This window comes from Nocardiopsis sp. TRM 82005 (assembly GCF_056312425.1).
The window spans coordinates 1-19,752 of the sequence record NZ_JBWDTQ010000003.1; the positions used below are offsets into that span (position 1 = coordinate 1).

The 19,752-nt window shown below is 72.3% G+C and carries 16 protein-coding genes and 1 pseudogene; 12 read left to right on the forward strand and 5 right to left on the reverse strand.

Translation table 11 applies throughout. The annotated features are described in order from the left end of the window. From AC0T5L_RS01245 to AC0T5L_RS01260, 4 genes and pseudogenes are all read left to right on the forward strand, one after another. A pseudogene (locus AC0T5L_RS01245) lies at positions 1–422 on the forward strand (hypothetical protein); the annotation flags it as partial. 237 nt (positions 423–659) lie between these two features. Further along, positions 660–947 carry a WhiB family transcriptional regulator gene (locus AC0T5L_RS01250; RefSeq protein ID WP_014908913.1) on the forward strand — a complete coding sequence of 96 codons (288 nt, stop codon included), beginning with the start codon at positions 660–662 and terminating at the stop codon, positions 945–947. A 297-nt stretch (positions 948–1,244) separates the two neighbouring features. Next, the gene (locus AC0T5L_RS01255) at positions 1,245–4,562 is read left to right on the forward strand and encodes a glycosyltransferase (RefSeq protein ID WP_476163451.1); all 3,318 of its coding nucleotides are present in this window, start codon (positions 1,245–1,247) and stop codon (positions 4,560–4,562) included. 3 nt (positions 4,563–4,565) lie between these two features. Then, positions 4,566–6,140, forward strand: coding sequence for a DUF5719 family protein (locus AC0T5L_RS01260; RefSeq protein WP_476163452.1), 1,575 nt, complete (start codon positions 4,566–4,568; stop codon positions 6,138–6,140). 58 nt (positions 6,141–6,198) lie between these two features. On the opposite strand, the gene AC0T5L_RS01265 is transcribed toward AC0T5L_RS01260, so the two are convergent. Next, positions 6,199–6,594 carry a metallopeptidase family protein gene (locus AC0T5L_RS01265; protein ID WP_476163453.1) on the reverse strand — a complete coding sequence of 132 codons (396 nt, stop codon included), beginning with the start codon at positions 6,592–6,594 and terminating at the stop codon, positions 6,199–6,201. Between the two features lie 280 nt (positions 6,595–6,874). Between AC0T5L_RS01265 and AC0T5L_RS01270 the strand changes: the two genes are divergently transcribed. The 4 genes from AC0T5L_RS01270 (at position 6,875) to AC0T5L_RS01285 (ending at position 10,707) form a co-directional block, all read left to right on the forward strand. Beyond that, entirely contained in the window at positions 6,875–7,282 is a 408-nt protein-coding gene (locus AC0T5L_RS01270) for a DUF3499 domain-containing protein (RefSeq protein WP_476163454.1), read from the forward strand. 261 nt (positions 7,283–7,543) lie between these two features. Then, positions 7,544–8,974: a phosphomannomutase/phosphoglucomutase gene (locus AC0T5L_RS01275; protein ID WP_476163455.1), complete on the forward strand. Its 1,431-nt coding sequence runs from the start codon at positions 7,544–7,546 to the stop codon at positions 8,972–8,974. Between the two features lie 71 nt (positions 8,975–9,045). Then, entirely contained in the window at positions 9,046–9,222 is a 177-nt protein-coding gene (locus AC0T5L_RS01280; RefSeq protein ID WP_013154764.1) for a Trm112 family protein, read from the forward strand. Between the two features lie 159 nt (positions 9,223–9,381). Next, positions 9,382–10,707, forward strand: coding sequence for a serine/threonine-protein kinase (locus tag AC0T5L_RS01285; protein ID WP_476163456.1), 1,326 nt, complete (start codon positions 9,382–9,384; stop codon positions 10,705–10,707). A 7-nt stretch (positions 10,708–10,714) separates the two neighbouring features. Here AC0T5L_RS01285 and AC0T5L_RS01290 read toward each other — a convergent pair whose 3' ends face one another. Together AC0T5L_RS01290 and AC0T5L_RS01295 are read right to left on the reverse strand one after the other, a co-directional pair. Beyond that, complete coding sequence (locus AC0T5L_RS01290) at positions 10,715–11,863, reverse strand: hypothetical protein (protein ID WP_476163457.1); 1,149 nt, start codon at positions 11,861–11,863, stop codon at positions 10,715–10,717. A 161-nt stretch (positions 11,864–12,024) separates the two neighbouring features. Beyond that, positions 12,025–12,441: a MerR family transcriptional regulator gene (locus AC0T5L_RS01295; protein ID WP_476163458.1), complete on the reverse strand. Its 417-nt coding sequence runs from the start codon at positions 12,439–12,441 to the stop codon at positions 12,025–12,027. A 128-nt stretch (positions 12,442–12,569) separates the two neighbouring features. Between AC0T5L_RS01295 and ahcY (AC0T5L_RS01300) the strand changes: the two genes are divergently transcribed. Continuing rightward, positions 12,570–14,006 carry an adenosylhomocysteinase gene (ahcY, locus tag AC0T5L_RS01300; RefSeq protein ID WP_476163459.1) on the forward strand — a complete coding sequence of 479 codons (1,437 nt, stop codon included), beginning with the start codon at positions 12,570–12,572 and terminating at the stop codon, positions 14,004–14,006. A gap of 150 nt (positions 14,007–14,156) precedes the next feature. Beyond that, positions 14,157–15,419, forward strand: coding sequence for an adenosylhomocysteinase (gene ahcY / locus AC0T5L_RS01305; protein WP_476163460.1), 1,263 nt, complete (start codon positions 14,157–14,159; stop codon positions 15,417–15,419). Positions 15,420–15,440: 21 nt separating this feature from the next. On the opposite strand, the gene AC0T5L_RS01310 is transcribed toward ahcY (AC0T5L_RS01305), so the two are convergent. Continuing rightward, a complete protein-coding gene (locus AC0T5L_RS01310; protein WP_476163461.1) occupies positions 15,441–16,304 on the reverse strand; it encodes an RDD family protein in 864 nt (287 codons plus the stop codon). A gap of 120 nt (positions 16,305–16,424) precedes the next feature. Between AC0T5L_RS01310 and AC0T5L_RS01315 the strand changes: the two genes are divergently transcribed. Then, positions 16,425–17,429 (forward strand): stage II sporulation protein M, encoded by a 1,005-nt coding sequence (locus tag AC0T5L_RS01315; protein WP_476163462.1) that lies wholly within the window; start codon positions 16,425–16,427, stop codon positions 17,427–17,429. Positions 17,430–17,470: 41 nt separating this feature from the next. Next, on the forward strand, positions 17,471–17,692 hold the full coding sequence (locus AC0T5L_RS01320; RefSeq protein ID WP_476163463.1) for a DUF397 domain-containing protein: 222 nt from the start codon (positions 17,471–17,473) through the stop codon (positions 17,690–17,692). On the opposite strand, the gene AC0T5L_RS01325 is transcribed toward AC0T5L_RS01320, so the two are convergent. Next, a complete protein-coding gene (locus AC0T5L_RS01325; RefSeq protein ID WP_476163464.1) occupies positions 17,664–19,745 on the reverse strand; it encodes a tetratricopeptide repeat protein in 2,082 nt (693 codons plus the stop codon). The genes AC0T5L_RS01320 and AC0T5L_RS01325 overlap by 29 nt on opposite strands. Between the last annotated feature and the right edge of the window lie 7 nt (positions 19,746–19,752).

A 19,752-nucleotide genomic window follows, 5' to 3' on the forward strand; every position in this document is an offset into this window, starting at 1 on the left:
AGCAGTACGCCCAGCAGTACGGCACGGGTGCCCAGCAGGCCTACGGCCAGTACGGTGCGGACGCCTACGGCCAGCAGCAGGCCTACGCCCCGCAGGGCGAGTACTCCTACGACCCCTCCCAGTACGCTCCGCAGGGCACCGAGCAGCAGGCTCCCTCAGGGGAGCAGGCCGCCCAGGACGCGATCCAGTACGGCTGGTACCAGGGTGCCGACCAGGGGCAGCAGGCGCAGGACGCACCGCCCGAGGGCGGAGTTGATCCTTTCTTTAACTCCGGTGAGCACACCGGTACCGAAGCGCCCGGCCAAGGCGGGGGACCGTACGGAGGCCAGTACGGACCGGGGACCGGATACAGCTCTGACCAGCATGGACAGGGCGGTACCGGTGGCCAGCAGGGCTGGTACGGAGGCGACGACAAGCGCTGAGCCCCGATCCGGGGCTCTCGCTCTCCGTCGCCTTGGAAGGTCGTGATTGCGTGGTAATCCGCAGAACGGACATCGCGAGACCGCCGTCGGCGGTTTGTTGCATGATATTCAGGGGACTACCACGCAAGGCGCTTGACTCTCAGCAAGCGGCCCACGTGTAATTTCAAGGTGGGATTCCACCCGGCCCGGGGGATGAAAAGGGTCGGGGACATCTATGGGGGGCAACAGGAGGTGCGCATGAGCGAGGTCATCCCGCTGGCGCACGGCTCGGACGAAGATCTGGGCTGGCAGGAACGTGCCTTGTGCGCGCAGACCGACCCGGAGGCGTTCTTCCCCGAGAAGGGCGGCTCGACACGGGAGGCCAAGAAGGTCTGCCAGTCGTGCGAGGTACGTGCGGAGTGCCTGGAATACGCGCTTGAGCACGATGAGCGCTTCGGTATCTGGGGGGGACTCTCCGAACGCGAGCGCCGGAGGCTGAAGAAAGCCGCTGGGGGAGATTTCGATTTCCTGGCGGACATGCTCTAGGACCGCGTGTAAGACGCGCGCCCGGGCCCCGTGCCCGGGCGCGCGTCTTTCGTGTGGGCGCCCTTCACCGCCGTGCGGCGATTGCGCCGAACACAGTTACGTCCGGTAATGCTTGGATATGTCCCTGCCGGTCGGTCGTGCGACGAATAAGCCCGTAATGGTGTTGGGTGGCGTATCGTGATGTCTCGCGCTCGCGAGTCGCGCCCGGAGCGCACATGCGCCCGCCGTCCCCTCCAGGCCGGTCCAAGGGCCCGAACGGGATCCCGCCCCTTCTCCCGGAGAGAACCCACCACAGCCGTGCTTGACCAGGATTTCGCCCAACACGTCGTCACCGTGGTCGTCGTGTCCCACGACGGCGCCCGCTGGCTGCCCGAGACGCTGGCGGCCGTCCGCGCCCAGTCCCGACCCGTGCAGCGCGTCGTCGCCGCCGACACCGGCAGCACCGACGGCAGCGCCGACGTCCTGGCCGAGTTCCTGCCCTCCGACGCCGTCGTCGACCTGCCCGCGCACACCGGATACGGCGACGCCGTTCGCGCCGCCCTGGAACTGCCCCGCTCCACCAACGCCGTACGCGGCTTCGACGAGGACGCCACCGAGTGGATCTGGCTCGTCCACGACGACCTCACCCCGGAGGCGGACACCCTCGCCCACCTGCTCGCCGCCGCAGACCAGGACCCGCGTGCCGCCGTCCTGGGCCCCAAGCTGCGCGACTGGTTCGACCGCCGCCTCCTGGTCGAGGCCGGCGTGACCATCGACGGCGCGGGGCGCCGCGAGACCGGCCTCGAACAGCGTGAGTTCGATCACGGCCAGCACGACGGCACCCGTCAGGTCCTCGCGGTCTCCAGCGCCGGCATGCTCATCCGCCGTGACGTGTGGGACCGGCTCGGCGGCTTCGACCGCGCCCTTCCCCTGTTCCGCGACGACATCGACTTCTGCTGGCGTGTGGGCGGCGCCGGGCTGCGCGCCCTGCTCGTCACCGAGGCGGTCGCCTACCACGCCGAGGCCTCCGCCCGGCGCCGCCGCCCCATCGCCGCCACCCGGAACCACCCGCGCAGGGTGGACCGCAGGCACGCCGTCTTCGTGCTGTTGGCCAACCTGCCCCTGGGCGGGATGGCGGCCGCCCTGGTCCGAAACTCCGTGGCCTCGCTGCTGCGCGTGGTGATGTACCTGCTCATCAAGCAGCCCGCCAACGCCCTGGACGAGGCCGCCGCGATCACGTTGGTGTACCTGCGGCCCTTCCGGCTGGTGCGCGCCCGCTTCCGGCGCCGCCGTGACCGCCGACGCACCTACAGCGCCATCCGGCCCTTCCTCGCGCGCGGCGTGGCCATGCGCCAGTTCTACGACGCGGTCACCGGGGCGCTGTCCGGCGAATCCGTCCACAACACCCCCGGCCGCCACCAGGCCGTCACCGTGCCGCCCGCCGCCGAGGACGACGACGAGGCACTCACCGACAGTACGGGCTTCGTGCGCCGTGTGGTGTTCAGGCCCGGCGTGCTGCTCGTCATCGTCCTGACCGTGGTCACGGTCGTCGCCGAGCGCTCCCTGCTCTTCGGCGACCTCCTCGCGGGCGGGGCCCTGCCCCCGGTCGCGGGCACCGCCCGCGACATGTGGGACCTGTACCTGTCCGACAACCCCGACAGCGGCCTCGGCTCCGCCGGCTCGGTCCCGCCCTACGTCGGGCTGCTCGCCCTGCTGTCCACCCTCACGCTGGGCAAACCCTGGATGGCCGTCACCGTCGTCCTGCTGGGCTGCGTGCCCCTGGCCGGGCTGACCTCCTACACGCTCGCCCGCGAGGTGCTGGGCTTTCGCCCCGCGCGCCTGTGGATGGCCGCGGCCTACGCACTGCTGCCCGTGGCCACCGGCGCCGTCGCCCAGGGGCGCCTGGGCACCGCGCTGGTCCACGTCCTGCTGCCGGTGCTGGGGCTGCTGCTGGTGCGGCTGGTCTCGATGCCGCCCAGGCCCTCCCGCCGGGCGGCCTGGGGAGTGGGCCTGGTTCTGGCGGCGGCGACCGCGTTCGTGCCGATGGTGTGGCTGCTTTCCCTGGTCACCGGCCTGCTGGTGGCGGTGGCCTTCGGTCACCTGGGCCGTCGGATCTACGTCAGCGTCGCGCTGAGCCTGGCCGTCCCCATCGTGGTGCTGCTGCCGTGGTCGCTCGAACTGCTCGCGCATCCCACTCTGTGGCTGCTGGAGGCCGGTCTGCACCGCCCCGAGCTGTCGGAACCGGGCGCTACGCCGCAGGAGCTGCTCATGCTCTCCCCGGGCGGCCCCGGTGTCCCGCCGTTCTGGGTCACCGCCGGGTTCGCCGTCGCGGCCCTGTGCTCCCTGCTGCTGCTCCGCAACCGCATGCTGGTCGCCGCCGGATGGTCGCTGGCCCTGTTCGGGGTCCTGGTCGCCATCCTGACCAGCCGGGTCGTCATCGAGCCCTACTACGGCGGCCCTCCGGCGCCGGTCTGGCCGGGCGTGGCCCTGTCCTTCGCCGCCACGGCGGTACTGCTGTCGGCGGCGACCGCCGCGCGCTCCTTCGGCGACATGTTCCGGCTCGGAGGGACGCGGCGGGTCTTCGCGCTGGCCGTGGCCGTGCTCGCCCTGGCCACCCCGCTCAGTGCCGCCGCCCTGTGGATGTGGGAGGGCGTCCAGGGGCCGCTCACCGGCCACGCCGTCCCCGCCGTCCCCGGAGCTCTGTCCAGCGTCAGCGGGGACGGGACCGAGCCGCGCACCCTCATCGTCACCTCTGACGGGCAGGGCGGCGTGGACTACACGGTGGCGCGGGGGCGCGGACCCCGACTGGGCGAGGAGCGCCTCGTGCCCCCGCCGGAGGTCCGCGAGACCATGGACCGGGCCGTGGCCGAGCTCACCGCGGGCCAGGGCGGCGACCAGATGCACATCCTGGCCGACTTCGGCATCCGGTACGTGCTCTACCCATATCCGAAGACCAGCGGCCCCGCCGGCGTCACCATGGTCGACACCCTGGACGGCACCCCCGAGCTCGGGCGGCAGTCGCTGTCCCGGCGCTACGCGCTCTGGCGGCTGAACGTGCCCGCCGGCGCGCTGCGTGTGGTCGCCGAGGACGGCGCCGGGGCCGAGGTCCTCACCGTGGGGGGCTCCGGGGACGACATGGCCGCGCAGGTCGCCGACGGCGGCACCGGCCGGAGGCTCGCGCTGGCCGAGACCGCAGACAACGGCTGGCGGGCCACCCTCGACGGCGCCGACCTGCCCCCCGTGACCACCGAGAACGGCACCCAGGCCTGGACACTGCCGGCGCACGGCGGCGAGCTGCGGGTCTGGCACACCGACTACGTGAACGCGGCCTGGCTACTCACACAGGGGGTCCTGTTCCTGGTGGTGGCCGTCCTCGCCGCACCCGGTGTGCGCACGGAGGAGGAGGCGCGGCTGATCGACTCCACGCCCGCTCCCCGGCCGCGGCGTCCGACGGGGCTGCGTGTGACCTCGCGCCGGGGTTCGCGGTCCGGCCGCGCGGGTGCCGGCACCGATACGCGGACAGGCGGCAGGGGCACGCGCGGGACCAGGCGCGCAGCGGGGCGCCGCCGCGCGGACGGCAAGTCCAGGAGGGGCGCCGGGGACACCCGGGTCCCCGGGACCGAGCGGGAGGAGTAGGACGTGCGGCTGATCGTGGAGAACCGGTTCGCGCTGTTCGGGCTGATCGCTCTGGCCCTGGTCGCGCTGCTCGGCATCGCGTTCGTGACCGGGCCGGTGACCGCCGAGCTGGGCGTCAGTGAGCCGGGCACCGTGCGCCCCGACCACACGGTGCGGGTGTGCCCCGCCCCACGCGGGTCGGGGGAGAGCTCCGTGGCCGCGTTCGCCCCGAGGGTGAGTCGTGACGACGAGGGTGAGCTGCGGGCCGAATCGGTCCCCGCCGTCCCGGAGGAGGACGGGGACGTCGAGGAGACCGCCGGACCCGGGGAGGACGAAGAGGGCGAACCCGTCGGCGAGGAGCTGACCGAGCCCGGCCGCGTGTGGAGCGCCGACACCGGCGAGGCCGCCGCCCCCACCGTCATCCGCGCCGAGGGGTCCCTGGCCTCCGGGCTCGACACCGCCCAGACCACCCTGTCCGACGGCTCGGCCACCGAGGTGCGCTGCGTCGAGCCCTCCGTCGGGACCTGGTTCGCCCTGCCCGGCGGGGACGGCACCGAGGGGATGCGGTTGGAGTCGCTCACCGCCCACCTGACCAACCCCGAGGACTCCAGGGCCACGGTCAGCGTGGACGTCTACACCGAGGGCGGCCCCTCCTACTCGTCCGAGAGCCGGGGCATCTCCCTGCTCTCCGGAGAGTCGACCGAGCTGGACCTGACCGAGCTGGTCCAGAGCACCAGCGCCATCGGCGTCCACGTGCGCACCAGCACCGGGAGGGTCGCCGCCTCCCTGCTCGCCGAGCACGCCTCCGGCCCCGCCGACTGGGTGCCCCCCACGGCCGGACCGGCCCGGGAGCACGTGGTCCCCGGCGTTCCCGGCGGCGACGGGCGCCGCCGTCTGTTCGTGGCCGTGCCAGGCGACGATCCCGTCGAGGTGCGCGTCCACACCGTCGCCTCCGCCTCGGACGAGGGGGAGGAGTCCGAGGAGGACGGCGGGGGTTCGGGGACCGCCGAGGATCCGGTGGTGCTCAACGTGCCCCCGGCCGCCTCCGCCTGGCTCACCCTGGAGAGCGTCCTGGGCGGTGACCCGGGCACGGTCGTGCTGGAGTCGGACGCGCCCGTGGTCGCCGGTGTCGCCGCGGAGGCGGTCGAGGGCGAGGGCGAGGACGTCGAGGTGGTCGAAACCGCCTACACGTCCGCCGTACCGCCGCTCAGTTTCCCGCTGGACACCACCGCGGTACTACCGGACGTCCCCGAGGGCGCCGACACCGAACTCATCCTGGGCGCCGTCGGGGACGACGCCATGCTGATGGCCACCCCGATCGGCGCCGACGGCACACAGGGGGACGCCGTGCGCGTGGAGGTCGGGGCGGGGACCACCACGGTGTTCGGCGCCGAGGACGACGGCTGGCAGGCGCCCTCGGGCACTGACGCGGAGGACGGCTACACGGTCCGTCTGGAGCTCCTGGAGGGCTCCGCTCCCGTCCACGCCGCCCGCGTGCTGCGCGGCGGCGAGGGGCTGAGCCTGCTGCCGGTACGGCCCGCCCCGGTGCGGATCGCGCTCCCGGTGGTGCGCGACAGCATGGTGGGGATCGTTCCGTAGGACGTGCGAACGCCCGGTGGTGGCGCACGGCACCCGTGCGGAGCGCGGAGGGCGCCGTTCAGCCCTCGGGGTCGACCGACTCGGGCTCCACCCCGAGCAGGTTGGCGACCTCCTCGACGACCGTCTCGTGGACCAGGAGAGCCATCTCCTCGGGGTCCTTGGTCCGGATCTCCACCGGGCGCCGGTACACCACGATGCGGGCCCGGCCCGAGGGATCGGTCTCCAGGCGGGAGAACGGGATCGCCTCGGCCAGCGGTCCGCGGGGCGGAATGGGCGGGACGTCCTCGACGAGGAAGTCGACATTGGCCAGTTCCCGCGCCCACAGGCGTTCCAGGCGTTCGACGGCGTCCAGGACAAGGTCGTCGAAGGCCTGCGCTCGGCTGCGGGAAACCGGCAGGTCAGACGGCACGAGAGGACCGCGGATGCCTCGGCCGCGGCGGTCCCGGCGCCGCACTCGGTCTGGTTGGCCACTGGAAAGGCGCACTCGTCGCACACTTCGAGACTAAGCCATCCCGGGCCCCGCGCGTAGCCCTATCGGCCCCCGAAAGCGGTTCCCGTCCCCGCGGGGCGCTTTCCGGGCTCCGGTGGGGCGCCCCTTCGTGTCTGCGGCGGGACGCCCTCCGGGGCCGAGGACGGGCCGAAGCGGCCACACGGAGGCGTCGAAGAGGCGGAAACGGACCAGCTCATGGAACGATGCTGGCGTGTCCATCAGTAAAGGCATACAGTCGAACGCTGTGAGCCCTGTTCGACGCTGCTCCCGTACCGCCTGCCGGCAGCCTGCCGTATTCACGCTCACGTACGTCTACGCGGACTCGACGGCCGTCCTCGGTCCTCTCGCCGCCTACGTGGAACCGCACTGCTACGACCTCTGCGCCATGCACGCCGACCGGCTGACGGCCCCGCGCGGTTGGGAGGTCGTCCGACTCCCGGTCGAGACGTCGGGCGGTGGTCCCGGCAGCGACGACCTCGAGGCCCTCGCGGACGCCGTACGTGAGGCGGCCCGTCCGCCTGCCCGTAGGAACCCCTCCAGCGACAAGGCCGGCGAGGGTACCGAGGCGCCGCGCCGCGGGCACTTGCGCGTGGTCAAGTCCGACCCCGGCCGCGGCGAACAACAGAGTCCGCCCCGCCGCCCCGGCGGTTAGGGAGTGCCCTTCCGGCTCCGCGCCCGGAGTCTCCCTCCGCCGTCCCGCCGTCCCAGACCGAGAACCCTGGACGCGGTCCCCCTGTCCCCCGACGCCTTGAGGACAGGCGCCGCCGCCCGACCGGTTCCACCGGATCCCGGAAGGGGACCGGTCGGCGGTGCCCATGGGGCGCTGTGGGGGCGGCTTGCTAGTTTTGTATCGCGCGCGGCCCGGCCGCGCGGGACCGTAACGTGGAGCAGGACCGATCTGGCCGGAGAAGACGTGGCTGACCTCGCAAGCATCTTCAAGGCATACGACGTACGCGGTGTGATCCCCGACACCCTCAACGCGGACATCGCACGGGCGGTCGGGGCGGCCTTCGCCCGTGTGGTCGGCGGCAGCGCCGTCGTGGTCGCCCATGATATGCGCCCCTCCTCACCCGAGCTGGTCACCGCCTTCAGCGAGGGCGTCACCAGTCAGGGCCTCGACGTGGTGCTCGCCGGACTCGGCTCCACCGACATGCTCTACTACGGGTCGGGCCACCTGGACCTGCCCGGCGCCATGTTCACTGCCAGCCACAACCCGGCCGAGTACAACGGCATCAAGATGTGCCGTGCCGGGGCCGCGCCCATCAGCGGCGAGACCGGCCTGGACGAGATCCGCCGCCTGGCCGAGGAGAATCTGGCTGGGCCGGAGGCCTCCGTTGAGGGTGGTGACCCGTCCTGGCGCGGAGCGCCCTCGACGGGCGGGGACGGTGTCGGGCCCGCCCACGACGGAGCCTCCGGGAGCGTCACCGGGCAGGACCTCCTCCCCGGCTACGCCGCTTACCTGCGTGAACTGGTCGACCTGTCCGGCATCCGGCCGCTCAAGGTGGTCGTGGACGCGGGCAACGGCATGGGCGGCCACACCGTCCCCGCCGTCCTGGACAAGGACCTGCCGCTGGAGGTCGTCCCCCTCTACTTCGAGCTGGACGGTACCTTCCCCAACCACCCGGCCAACCCCTTGGACCCCGACAACCTCGTCGACCTCCAGGCCAAGGTCCGCGAGACCGGCGCCGACATCGGCCTGGCCTTCGACGGCGACGCCGACCGCTGCTTCGTCGTGGACGAGAACGGCGACGCGGTGCCGCCCTCGGCCATCACCGCCCTGGTCGCCGCCCAGGAGCTGGAGCGGGAGCCGGGCGCCACGGTCATCCACAACCTCATCACCTCCCAGGCCGTGCCCGAGATCGTGCGGGAGAAGGGCGGCACGCCCCTGCGCACCCGCGTCGGGCACTCCTTCATCAAGGCCACCATGGCCGAGACCGGCGCGATCTTCGGCGGGGAGCACTCCGCCCACTACTACTTCCGCGACTTCTGGCGGGCCGACACCGGTATGCTCGCGGCGATGCACGTCCTGCGGGTGCTGGGTACCGACGACCGCCCGCTCTCCCGGATCGCCGAGGAGTACTCGCGCTACACCGGATCCGGCGAGGTCAACTCCAAGGTCGCCGACGCCCCGGGACGGATGGCCGCGGTACGCGCGGCCTTCTCCGACAGGGACGGCGCCACCGTCGACGAGCTCGACGGGCTGACCGTCTCCCTCCCCGGCGGGTCGTGGTTCAACGTGCGCGCCTCCAACACCGAGCCGCTGCTGCGGCTCAACGTGGAGGCACCCGACGAGGCGTCCATGGCCGGCCTGCGCGACGAGGTACTGGCCATCGTCCGAGCCTGACCGGGCATCATGGTGGGGGAGGGAACCGCACGCGGGGCCCTCCCCCACCCACCACCACGAGGAACGAGAACATGAGTACGAAGATCGACGGCTGGCTGCTGGAGATCCTGGCCTGCCCGCAGAGCCAGGCCCCGCTGCGCCACGACCCCGAGACCGACGAGCTGGTCTGCGACGAGAGCGGCCTGGCCTATCCCATCCGGGACGGAATTCCGGTCCTGCTGGTCGACGAGGCGCGAAAAATCGGTTGAGGTCGGAGGGAACGCTCCGGGCGTTCCAGCAGTCATAACGGGTGCGGCAGGGTAGAAGGCACCCCTTAGGTGCCATGGTGGGACGCACTCCCGCGTTTCCCGCAACCCGTACCCTGTTCCTGCGCGCCCCGCTCCCGACGACCTCCCTGGAGGACACCGATGCCCGGTCCAGAATCGCTACAGCCGAGCGATCCCTCCGCGTTCGGCGAGTACAGCGTGACAGGGCGGCTGGGCAAGGGCGGCCAGGGCATCGTCTACCTCGCCGAGGACACTGACGGCGAGGAGTACGCGGTCAAGGTCCTCAACGACCAGTGGTCGCAGGACAGCGACCTGCGCAAGCGGTTCGAGAAGGAGGTCCGGGCCGCGCAGAAGGTCGCCTCCTTCTGCACCGCCGCGATCATCGACGCCCAGCTCGACAACGACCCGCCCTACGTGGTCAGCGAGTTCGTGCCGGGCAAGGACCTACAGGAGACCATCGCCAAGGGCGCCGTGCAGAAGGGCTCCACTCTGCAACGGCTCGCGGTCTCCACCGCCACCGCCCTGGTCGCCATCCACAAGGCGGGCATCGTCCACCGCGACTTCAAGCCCGGCAACGTGCTGCTCGGCCCGGACGGGCCCCGCGTCATCGACTTCGGTATCGCCCGCGTCGACGACGGCACCGCCACCATGACCAACTCGATCGTCGGAACGCCCTCCTACATGGCGCCCGAGCAGATCGAGGGCCGCGGCATCACCGACAAGTGCGACATCTTCGCCTGGGGCTGCGTCATCGCGTTCGCCTCCACCGGCCGGGCGCCCTTCGGCTCCGACACCGTGCCCGCGGTCGTGCACCGTGTGGTCAGCGCACCGCCGGACCTGAGCGACATGGACGAGGCGCTGCGGCCGATCGTGGAGTCCTGTCTGGACAAGAACCCCGACAAGCGCCCCAACGCCCAGACGCTGCTCATGCGTCTGCTGGGCCACGAGGGGCCGGACGACTCCGCGCCCTCCGCCGACGACGCCCTCAGACAGGGCGAGCAGATCGCCCAGACCGGTCTGATCACCGGCGGCCAGATGCCCTACCGGCCCCAGCAGCCGCCCACCGGCCCGCAGATGGGCGCCGCCGCCTACCCGCCACCGGGAACCTCCAACCCGCGCCCCGGCATGCCGGGCCACCCGTTCGGCTCCGATCCCCGCCACGGGTCCGCGCACCCCGGCACGTCCAACCCGATGCCGGGAGCGCCCGGCGGCCACCCCGGTACGTCCAACCCGCGCCCGGGTGCTCCCGTCTACCCGCCTCCGCCGCCGCACGGCATGCCCCACGCCGCGAACCCGATGGCCACGGGTATGAACCCGAACCAGACCTACGCCCGCCCCGGAATGCAGCCCATGCCGCGCCCGGTCGAGCAGGACTCCGTGCTCCAGCAGAGCTGGGTGATCCCGGCGGTGCTCATCACCATCGTGATCCTGCTGCTGGTGCTGCTTCTGATCGCGCTCAGCAACTGACCCGTGCTCACACCCGGGTGAGCTCGTTCATGGCGCGTGAGACCGCCTCGTCCACGAGGTCGCGTACCTGCGGCCAGCGGTCGTCCACGCAGTCCGTGGGCATCACGGTCACGCTGTCGGTACCGGACATGCCCAGTGCGTCGCGCACCCCGTCCGGGGTGGTCAGCCGCGCGTCGGCGGTGACAGCCAGCACCCCCGTCCGGGGGCGGCCCACCTCCTGCACCACCACGAACATGCACAGCGACGCCTCGTCCACCACCAGCTCCAGCGCCGCCCACCAGTGCGCGGCGCCCGGGGTGAGCAGTGTCCGGGCCACGGCGTCCGCCGTGCTTCCCGGTTCGGCCTCGTCCGATCCGCCCGAGTACACCGAGGTGCGTGCCCCGGGGTCCAGAGCCCGCAGGATCATGGCGATCGACTCCCGGCGCGAGCGCACGTAGTCCAACACGCGGCGGCGGGTCACCGTGGCCAGCGGCGACACCGGTGCGCGGAGCTCGGGAACGGGTTCGGGGGTCCAGCTCAGCTCGTTGAGCAGTGTCCCGGTCACCAGCCGCGCGAAGTGGCGCACCACCCCGGCGAGGCGCTCGTCGGGATCCCGGCCGGTCCGCGGCGGCGGGGAGAGCGGGTCTGGCAGCAGCGGCGGGAAGTCCGCCCGCCGCAGCACCAGCGAGGACAGCACCCACGGCAGTACCCACAGGCGTGAACCGGCCCCGTCGTCGGGGTCCAGCCCGGTCAGCGCCGCCACGCACTCGGTATAGGTGTGCGCGGCACGCGTCACGGGATGGGCGGGTACCGAGGCGGCCTCGGCCACTCGCAGTGCCTGTTCGGAGCCCAGGGGGTGGACCGGGGAGCGTGAGGGGCAGTCCTTCGGCAGGTTGCGGGCCCGTTCGGCCAGCTCCGCGACGAACGCGGCGGTGACCGGCTGTCCGGAGGACCCGTCCACCGAGGCGGACACCACCAGCTCCTCCAGGGCGTGGCCGCCGCCCAGCTCCTGGACGCGGCGGCGCATCAGCTCCCGGCGTGCTGCCTCGCGTGCGGCCCGGGGCTGGCTCTGGCGGTGCTGGGCCCAGATCGTCCGCAGCCGGTCGACGTCCATGAGGTCTCCGCGCACCAGGCCCGGTAGCCGGTCCAGATCCGCGCCGCAGCGTAGGGTGTCCACGCTTTCTCCGTAGCCAGTGGGCAGTTGGCCAAAACATACCGGGCGTCCCCCGGACGTGGCCGCTACCGGACGTGTCCGCGTGTAAACCCGCGGGGACGAGCCATCCGGGCGCCACGGGACCCGGGAGCGGCCGGTACCCGGAGCGGCTCCCCGTGCCCAGGTCAGGGACGGCGGCCGTGCAGCAGCCGCATCGCCTTCTCCTGTTCGAAGTCCAGCGCGCGCGTGGGCGCCGCCGCGAGCCTGCCCAGCCGTTCCCCGTGTGTGCGCACCCGCGCCAGCACCTCGGGTTCGGCCAGGACGCGCAGCGCGAACGCCAGCGCGGCGGGCGGGATGTCGAACTCGCGCTCCAGTTCCAGGCCCACCGCGATCGTGCGCAGGTCCTCCTCGGCGAACCGGCGGTGCCGGTGGCCGCGTCCGGTGGGCTGCTCCTGGGTACGGGGCAGCAGGCCCAGGCCCTCCCGGTAGCGCAGCATCCGCGCGGTGGTGCCCACACGTTCGGCGGCCGCGGAGATCGGCACGGGCCCGGTCGGCGGTGAGGGCCGGTCGGGCGGGTTCGGGACGTCGTCGAGGGCGGCCATGGACGCGACCCTAACCGAACTCCACCACTAGCAAGAGCAAATCTGACAGGCAAATGTCAATTTCGCGCCGCTGTCGGGGCCACGGCCCTAGAATCGGGGGAGCTACGACCATCACGAGTGAGGAACGCATGGCTTTCGACTTCAAGGTCGCCGATCTTTCCCTGGCCCCCTTCGGCCGCGACGAGATCCGGCTCGCCGAGCACGAGATGCCCGGCCTCATGGCCACCCGCGCCGAGTTCGGGGACAGCAAGCCGCTCCGGGGCGCCCGCATCATGGGCTCGCTGCACATGACCGTCCAGACCGCGGTCCTCATCGAGACCCTGGTCGCCCTGGGCGCCGAGGTGCGCTGGGTCAGCTGCAACATCTTCTCCACCCAGGACCACGCCGCCGCCGCGGTCGTGGTCGGCCCCGACGGCACCCCCGAGGACCCCAAGGGCGTGCCGGTGTTCGCCTGGAAGGGCGAGACCCTCGAAGAGTACTGGTGGTGCACCGAACAGGGGCTGACCTGGCCGGGCGCTGAAGGCCCCAACATGATCCTGGACGACGGCGGCGACGCCACCATGCTCGTCCACAAGGGCGCCGAGTACGAGAAGGCGGGCGCGGTACCCGACCCCGACGGCGTCGACAGCGAGGAGATGGCGGTCGTCCTGCGCCTGCTGGGCGCCAGCCTGGAGCGCGACAACACCAAGTGGACCGAGATCGCCAAGGGCATCCAGGGCGTCACGGAGGAGACCACCACCGGTGTGCTCCGTCTATACGAGATGCGCCGCGAGGGCACCCTGGCCTTCCCCGCGATCAACGTCAACGACTCTGTCACCAAGAGCAAGTTCGACAACAAGTACGGCATCCGCCATTCGCTGCCCGACGGCATCATGCGCGCCACCGACGTGCTCATCGGCGGCAAGGTCGCCGTGGTCTGCGGCTACGGTGATGTGGGCAAGGGCGCGGCCGAGGCGCTGCGCGGCCAGGGCGCTCGCGTCATCATCACCGAGATCGACCCGATCAACGCCCTCCAGGCGGCCATGGACGGCTACCAGGTCACCGTCCTGGACGACGTGCTGGACACCGGTGACGTCTTCATCACCACCACCGGCAACTTCAACGTGATCATGGCCGACCAGATCGCCCGCATGAAGCACCAGGCGATCGTCGGCAACGTCGGCCACTTCGACAACGAGATCGACATGGCGGGCCTGGCGAAGATCCCCGGCGTCACCAAGAAGGAGATCAAGCCGCAGGTCCACGAGTGGACCTTCTCCGACGGCAAGTCCGTCCTGGTGCTCTCCGAGGGCCGCCTGCTCAACCTGGGCAACGCCACCGGCCACCCCAGCTTCGTGATGTCCAACAGCTTCACCAACCAGGTCATCGCGCAGATCGAGCTGTTCACCAAGCCCGACGAGTACCCGATCGACGTGTACACGCTGCCCAAGCTCCTCGACGAGAAGGTCGCCCGGCTGCACCTGGACGCGCTCGGCGTCAAGCTGACCTCGCTCACCAAGGAGCAGGCCGCCTACATCGGCGTGGACGTGGCGGGCCCGTACAAGCCCGACCACTACCGCTACTAGGCAGTACCCGATCGGGCGGCCCCACCGTCGTCGGGGAGGGGTTGGCGCGGGACGGCTCACCGGCCGTCCCGCGCCCGCGCCCTCCCGGAGTGCGCGGGGCGCCGCCATCCCCGCGGACCCAAGGTCCGGCAAGACGAATCCGGGTAGTAGATGACACTTCCCTCGCACGAGGTGGCCGATCTCGGCCTTGCGCGGGCCGGGGTCCGCCGCGTGGACTGGGCCGAGCGCTCCATGCCGGTGCTCCGCAGCGTGCGCGAGCGCTTCGCCGCGGAACGCCCCCTGGAGGGGCTGCGCGTGGCCGCGTGCCAGCACGTGACCGCTGAGACCGCCAACCTGCTGCGCGCCCTGCGCGCGGGCGGCGCCGAGGTGTGGCTGGCCGCGTCCAACCCGCTGTCCACCCAGGACGACACCGCCGCCGCGCTGGTGGCCGAGTACGGGGTCTCGGTCCACGCCTGGGCCGGTATGGACACGGCTTCCTATGACCGGAACCTGGTCACGGTGCTGGAGTCACGTCCGCACCTGCTGATCGACGACGGGTGCGACCTGGTCAACACGGCCCACCTGGTCCGCCCCGACCTGCTCGACGGGGTGCTGGGCGGCTGCGAGCAGACCACCACCGGGGTGATCCGACTGCGCCGGATGAGCGCCGAGGGCGAGCTGCGGCTGCCGATGGTCGCGGTCAACGACACCGCCACCAAGCGCATGTTCGACAACCGGTACGGCACCGGCCAGTCCACCATCGACGGCATCCTGCGGGCCACCAACACCATGCTCGCCGGGCGCACCGTCGTGGTCGCGGGGTTCGGCTACTGCGGCCGGGGCCTGGCCGAGCGCGCCCGCGGCATGGGGGCCCGCGTGGTCGTCACCGAGGTCGATCCGGTCAAGGCCCTGGACGCGGTCATGCAGGGCTACACCGTCACCACCATGGAGGAGGCGGCCCCCGCCGGGGACGTGTTCGTCACCGTCACCGGCAACCGTGACGTCATCCGCGCCGAGCACATGAGGCGGATGAAGGACGGCGCGATCCTGGCCAACTCCGGACACTTCGACCTGGAGATCGACCTGGTCGCCCTGGAAGGCGAGGCCGTGGAGGTCAACCGGGGCGTGCGCGAACAGGCCGACGAGTACGTGTTCGCGGACGGGCGCCGCGTGCTGTTGCTGTCCGAGGGGCGCCTGGTCAACCTGGGCGCCGCCGAGGGGCACCCGGCCGCCGTCATGGACCTGTCGTTCGCGGTGCAGGCACTGACCACCGCCTGGTTGGCCCGCGGCGCCGCGGACCTGGCACCGGGCGTGGTGGAGGTGCCCGCCGAGACCGACACCGAGGTGGCCCGGCTCGAACTGGCCGCCCTGGACGTGCGCGTCGACGCGCTCACCTCCGAACAGGAGGCCTACCTGCGCTCATGGCACCCCTGACGGGAGGCCGCCAGGCCGTGCTCAGAAACTTTGGCTTCCCTGGCCCCACCGATGGGGATGCGGGCCGTACCCGGGCCGGTGGTGGCCGCCCTGCTGCGCGGTGGCCTCGTGGCGGCGGCGCCGCTCGGCGAGCACCGCGGCCAGGAAGTAGGGCGGGGTGACGCCGGGCGGCGGAGGCGGGCTGACCTGCGCGGCCACCGCGTCGGCCAGTCGGCCGCCCATCTCGTGGCGGGTGTGCTCGGCCAGCTCCCCGTACCGGAGCACATACTGCCGGGCCGCCGCCGCGGTCTCGGGGGACAGGCGCGACAGTTCGAGGCCCGCCGCCCAGCCGGCCAGCTGCGGCGGCATCGGGACGATCTCCTCGCGGGGCTTGCCGCCACGCTCCTCCACGACCATCGTCCCGGCCACGAAGTCGCCCACGCGGCGCCCGTCCCGGTTGATCATCGAGGTGATCAGGGCGATCATGCCGGTCGTCATCCAGATCTCCACGAACGAGGCCAGCGCGCGGCCCAGCGCCTGCCGGAACCGTTCGGGGGAGCCGTCGGTGCCCACCACGCGCAGGCCCAGTGCCATCTTGCCCAGGGAACGGCCGCGCGAGACGGACTCGAAGACCGTCGGGTAGCCGACCAGGACCAGGATGCTGCCGGCCAGGGCGACGGCGGCGGTGGCCGCGGGGTCCAGGTTGCGGCCGATCCACGAGACGAGGACGCCCAGCGCGATCAGGGTGATGATCTGGACGATGACGTCGATGGCCAGGGCCGCGGCCCTGGTGGCGAAACCGGCGGGACGCAGGTCGAGAACCACCGCGTCCCCCGTGACCAGCGGGGTCACGCCGTACACGTCACCGCGGGCGTTGCCGTTGCCGCCGGGATAGGACACCAGCACTCGCTCCCTCAGGGCTGTCTGAAACCGTCTCCCCGACATTACCCGCCACGTGGAACGGGCGTTCGCGAAGGTCACCCGGTGCCCGGACCGGCGCACGCCCGAACCGGTAGGCTCCGGTGCGTGGATATCGACGTGTTCGCCGCGGCGCATGCCCGGGAGTGGGAACGGCTGGACGATCTGGTGCGCAGGCGCCGCTCGCTGGACGGCGAGGAGATCGACGAACTCGTCGAGCTCTACCAGCGGGTTTCCACCCACCTGTCGGTGGTGCGCTCCTCCGGGCAGGACCCCGCGCTGGTGGGCAGGCTGTCCGCACTGGTGGCGCGGGCCCGGTCGGCGGTGACCGGAGCGCACGCGTCCGCGTGGCGCGACGTCGGCGGGTTCTTCACCCGGGTGTTCCCGGCGGTGCTGTACCGGCTGCGGTGGTGGTGGATCGGTACCACGGCGGGCACGATGGCGATCGCGGGGGCCACCGCCGCCTGGATCGTGGCCAACCCCGACGTGCTGCACGCCTTGGGCACGCCGGAGTTCATCGCGCAGTACGTCGACTACGAATTCGCGAACTACTACATGGAGAACCCCCGGGGCTCGTTCGCCGCCCAGGTGTGGACCAACAACGCGTGGGTGTCGGCACAGGCGATCATCTTCGGGGTGGCCTTCGGCCTGCCGACCCTGGCGGTGCTGCTGATGAACGCCGTGAACGTGGGCACCGGCGCCGGGATCATGGTCGCCCACGGCCAGGGCGACGTCTTCTTCGGGCTGATCCTGCCGCACGGCATGCTGGAGCTGACCGCCGTCTTCGTCGCGGGCGGGGTGGGCCTCAAACTCGGCTGGACGATCATCGCGCCGGGCGACCGCACCCGCATGCGCGCCCTGGGCGAGGAGGCGCGCGCCGCCATCGCGGTGGCCCTGGGGCTGGTGGCGGTGCTGTTCGTCTCCGGCCTCATCGAGGGCCTGGTGACCGGCAACGCGGCGGCGGGGGACATCCCGATCCCGGTCGCCCTGGGCATCGGGGCACTGGCGGAGCTGCTGTTCCTGGTCTACGTGTTCACGGTGGGGAAGAAAGCCTACCAGGAGGGCGAGACCGGCGACATCGAGAACGCCCCCCAAGCCGTGCCGGTGGCCTGAGGACCTGTCCAGGAGACGCCCGCCGTGGCATCATCCTGGCCATGGACGCCGACGCTCCACACTGGTTCAAGAGCTCCCACAGCGCGGCGGAGACATGCTGTCTGGAGGCCGCCGTCCTCGCCGCCGGTGTCCGTGTACGGGACTCCGCGTATCCGGACGCGGGTCCACTCGACCTGGCGGCACCGGAGTGGGCGGCTCTGCTGCGCGTGGTCTCCGGCCCCAGAGGGGCACGCGTCACGAGGGCGCGTCACCCCGTTCGATGACCGCCTCGACCTCGGCGATGCGCCGATCGAGCATCTCCACCCGCGGGTTCTCCTGTCCCAGCTGAGCGGTCCAGACCCGCCGGACCTCGGCGAATCCCGTGAGCGCCCTCTCTGCCTCCCCCCGCTCCTGGGCGGCTCTCGCCACGTAGAAGGCGGCGTCAGCCGTCATGTGGTGGTCGGGACCCAGCACGCGCTGCCGTACCGCGTGGACCCGCCGGAACCCGGTCTCGGCCGTGCCGGGGTCTCCCCGCCGCATCGTGGCGTAGGCCAGGTTCTGTTCGGCGAACAGGGCCAGCGGGTCCTCCTCGCCGGATGTACGGACGCGCTCCTCCCTCACCGTGCCGAGAGTCCGCGCCGCCTCTTCCCACCGCTCCCTCCGGACCGAGACCAGGCCGACCTGGTAGAGGGTCTCCAGGGTGTCGACGTGGCCGGGCCCCAGCAGGCGCTCACGGTCCCGGTGGAGTGCCCGGAACGCCTCCTCCGCCTCGTCGACGCGGTTCTGCTCCAGGATCGCCTCGGCGAGGTGGTGTCTGGCTCTGAGCGGAAGCGGGTCGTCCGTACCGAGGAACTGCGCGGTATGCCGCACCACGCGTGTCAGCACCCTCTCCGCTTCCGGGTAACCCCCGAGACGCAGGAGGCTTCGGCCGACCGACACGAATGTCTGCCAAGCCTCACGGGTGAGTTCGGTGCCCGTACGCAACAGGGCCTGGGCGGTCGCCGTGGGCTCGTCACCGGGGCGAAGGCGGAGCCGTAGCAGCACGATGGTGTTGAGGGCTGTGAACTCGAGCTGAAGGTCCCGGTCGCGCTGCCGGACGAGCAGGTGCTCGGCCAGCTCGGCCACCGCGAGGTCGGCCTCCGTCAAGGCGGCGCGCACCGTCTCCGACACGAGAGGGTGCAGCCGCAGCGCCGTCTCGCCCCTCTCCGCCCCCACGGAGACCAGTCCGTGCACGGCCAGCGCGTTGACGGCGCGTGCCAGCCCCGCCTCGTCCAAGGTTCCGAGGACGCCGCCGTCCAGTTCCGACAGCGGGAGACGGCGCAGGGGGACGGGCGTGGCTTCCGACCCCAGCACGGACAGCAGCCTCAGCAGCGGTGCGGCCTTGGGCTCCCGCTCCTCCACCAGCCGCAGGGACAGCCCCCACACCCCCGACAGCAGCCTGCGCTCCGTGTCGGTGCCGCTGACGAAGGGCGCGGCCAGCTCGTCCAGCGTGCCGATGTCTTCGCCGAGCCTGCCCAACAGCGCGTGCGCGTCGGGGAACAGCACCCGGTGCGTGGCCAGGATCCGCCCGGCCAGGTGCAGGGCCAGCGGCACCCCGCCCAACCGCCGCGCCAGCTCCTCCGCGCCCGCGAGCTCCGCGGTCCCGGCGTGGTCGGCCAGGGCCGCGGCCGCCGCCGACACCTCCAGCTCCCCGATCCGGTGCACCCTCGCGGGCGCCCACTGGGCGGGGTCGTCCACCCTGCTGGTCACCAGCACGAATCCGCCGGGACTCGCCCGCATCCACCCCATCTGGTCGCCGGGTCGGTTCTCCGGATCCAGTTCCTCAGGTCGGTCGGCGTTGTCGATCACCAGCAGCCACGGCCGGGGAGCGGCGTCCAGGTGCCGCCACACCCACCGCGCCGCCTGGTGCCGGGTCCCTTTGACCTGCTCGGCCTCCGATCGGGAGGCGCCCACCTCCACGGCGGCCTCGACCATGCTGGCCGCGACGCTGCCGGGCCGTACCCAGAACACCGTCCATCCCTCGCGCCGCGCCCTCTCGGCCAGCGCCGCCGCCACGGTCGTCTTGCCGAACCCGCCGGGTCCGGTCAGCACGTGCGGGACCGGGGCGCCGACCTCCATGGCCTCGCCGAGCGCGCGCAGGACGCCCTCACGGCCCCGCACGGCGGTCGCGGGCCGGGGCGGGTCCAGGGACACGTCCGCGGCCGGAGGGGGAGGTGTCGGGGGCGGCGTCTGGAGGGTCACGCCGCCGTGGATGTCACGGGCCTGGACCAGCTGTCCGTGGACGGCACCGGAGGAGGCGTTGCCGGGCGGTTCGGGGGGAGGGGCCATGCCTCCCATACTGCCC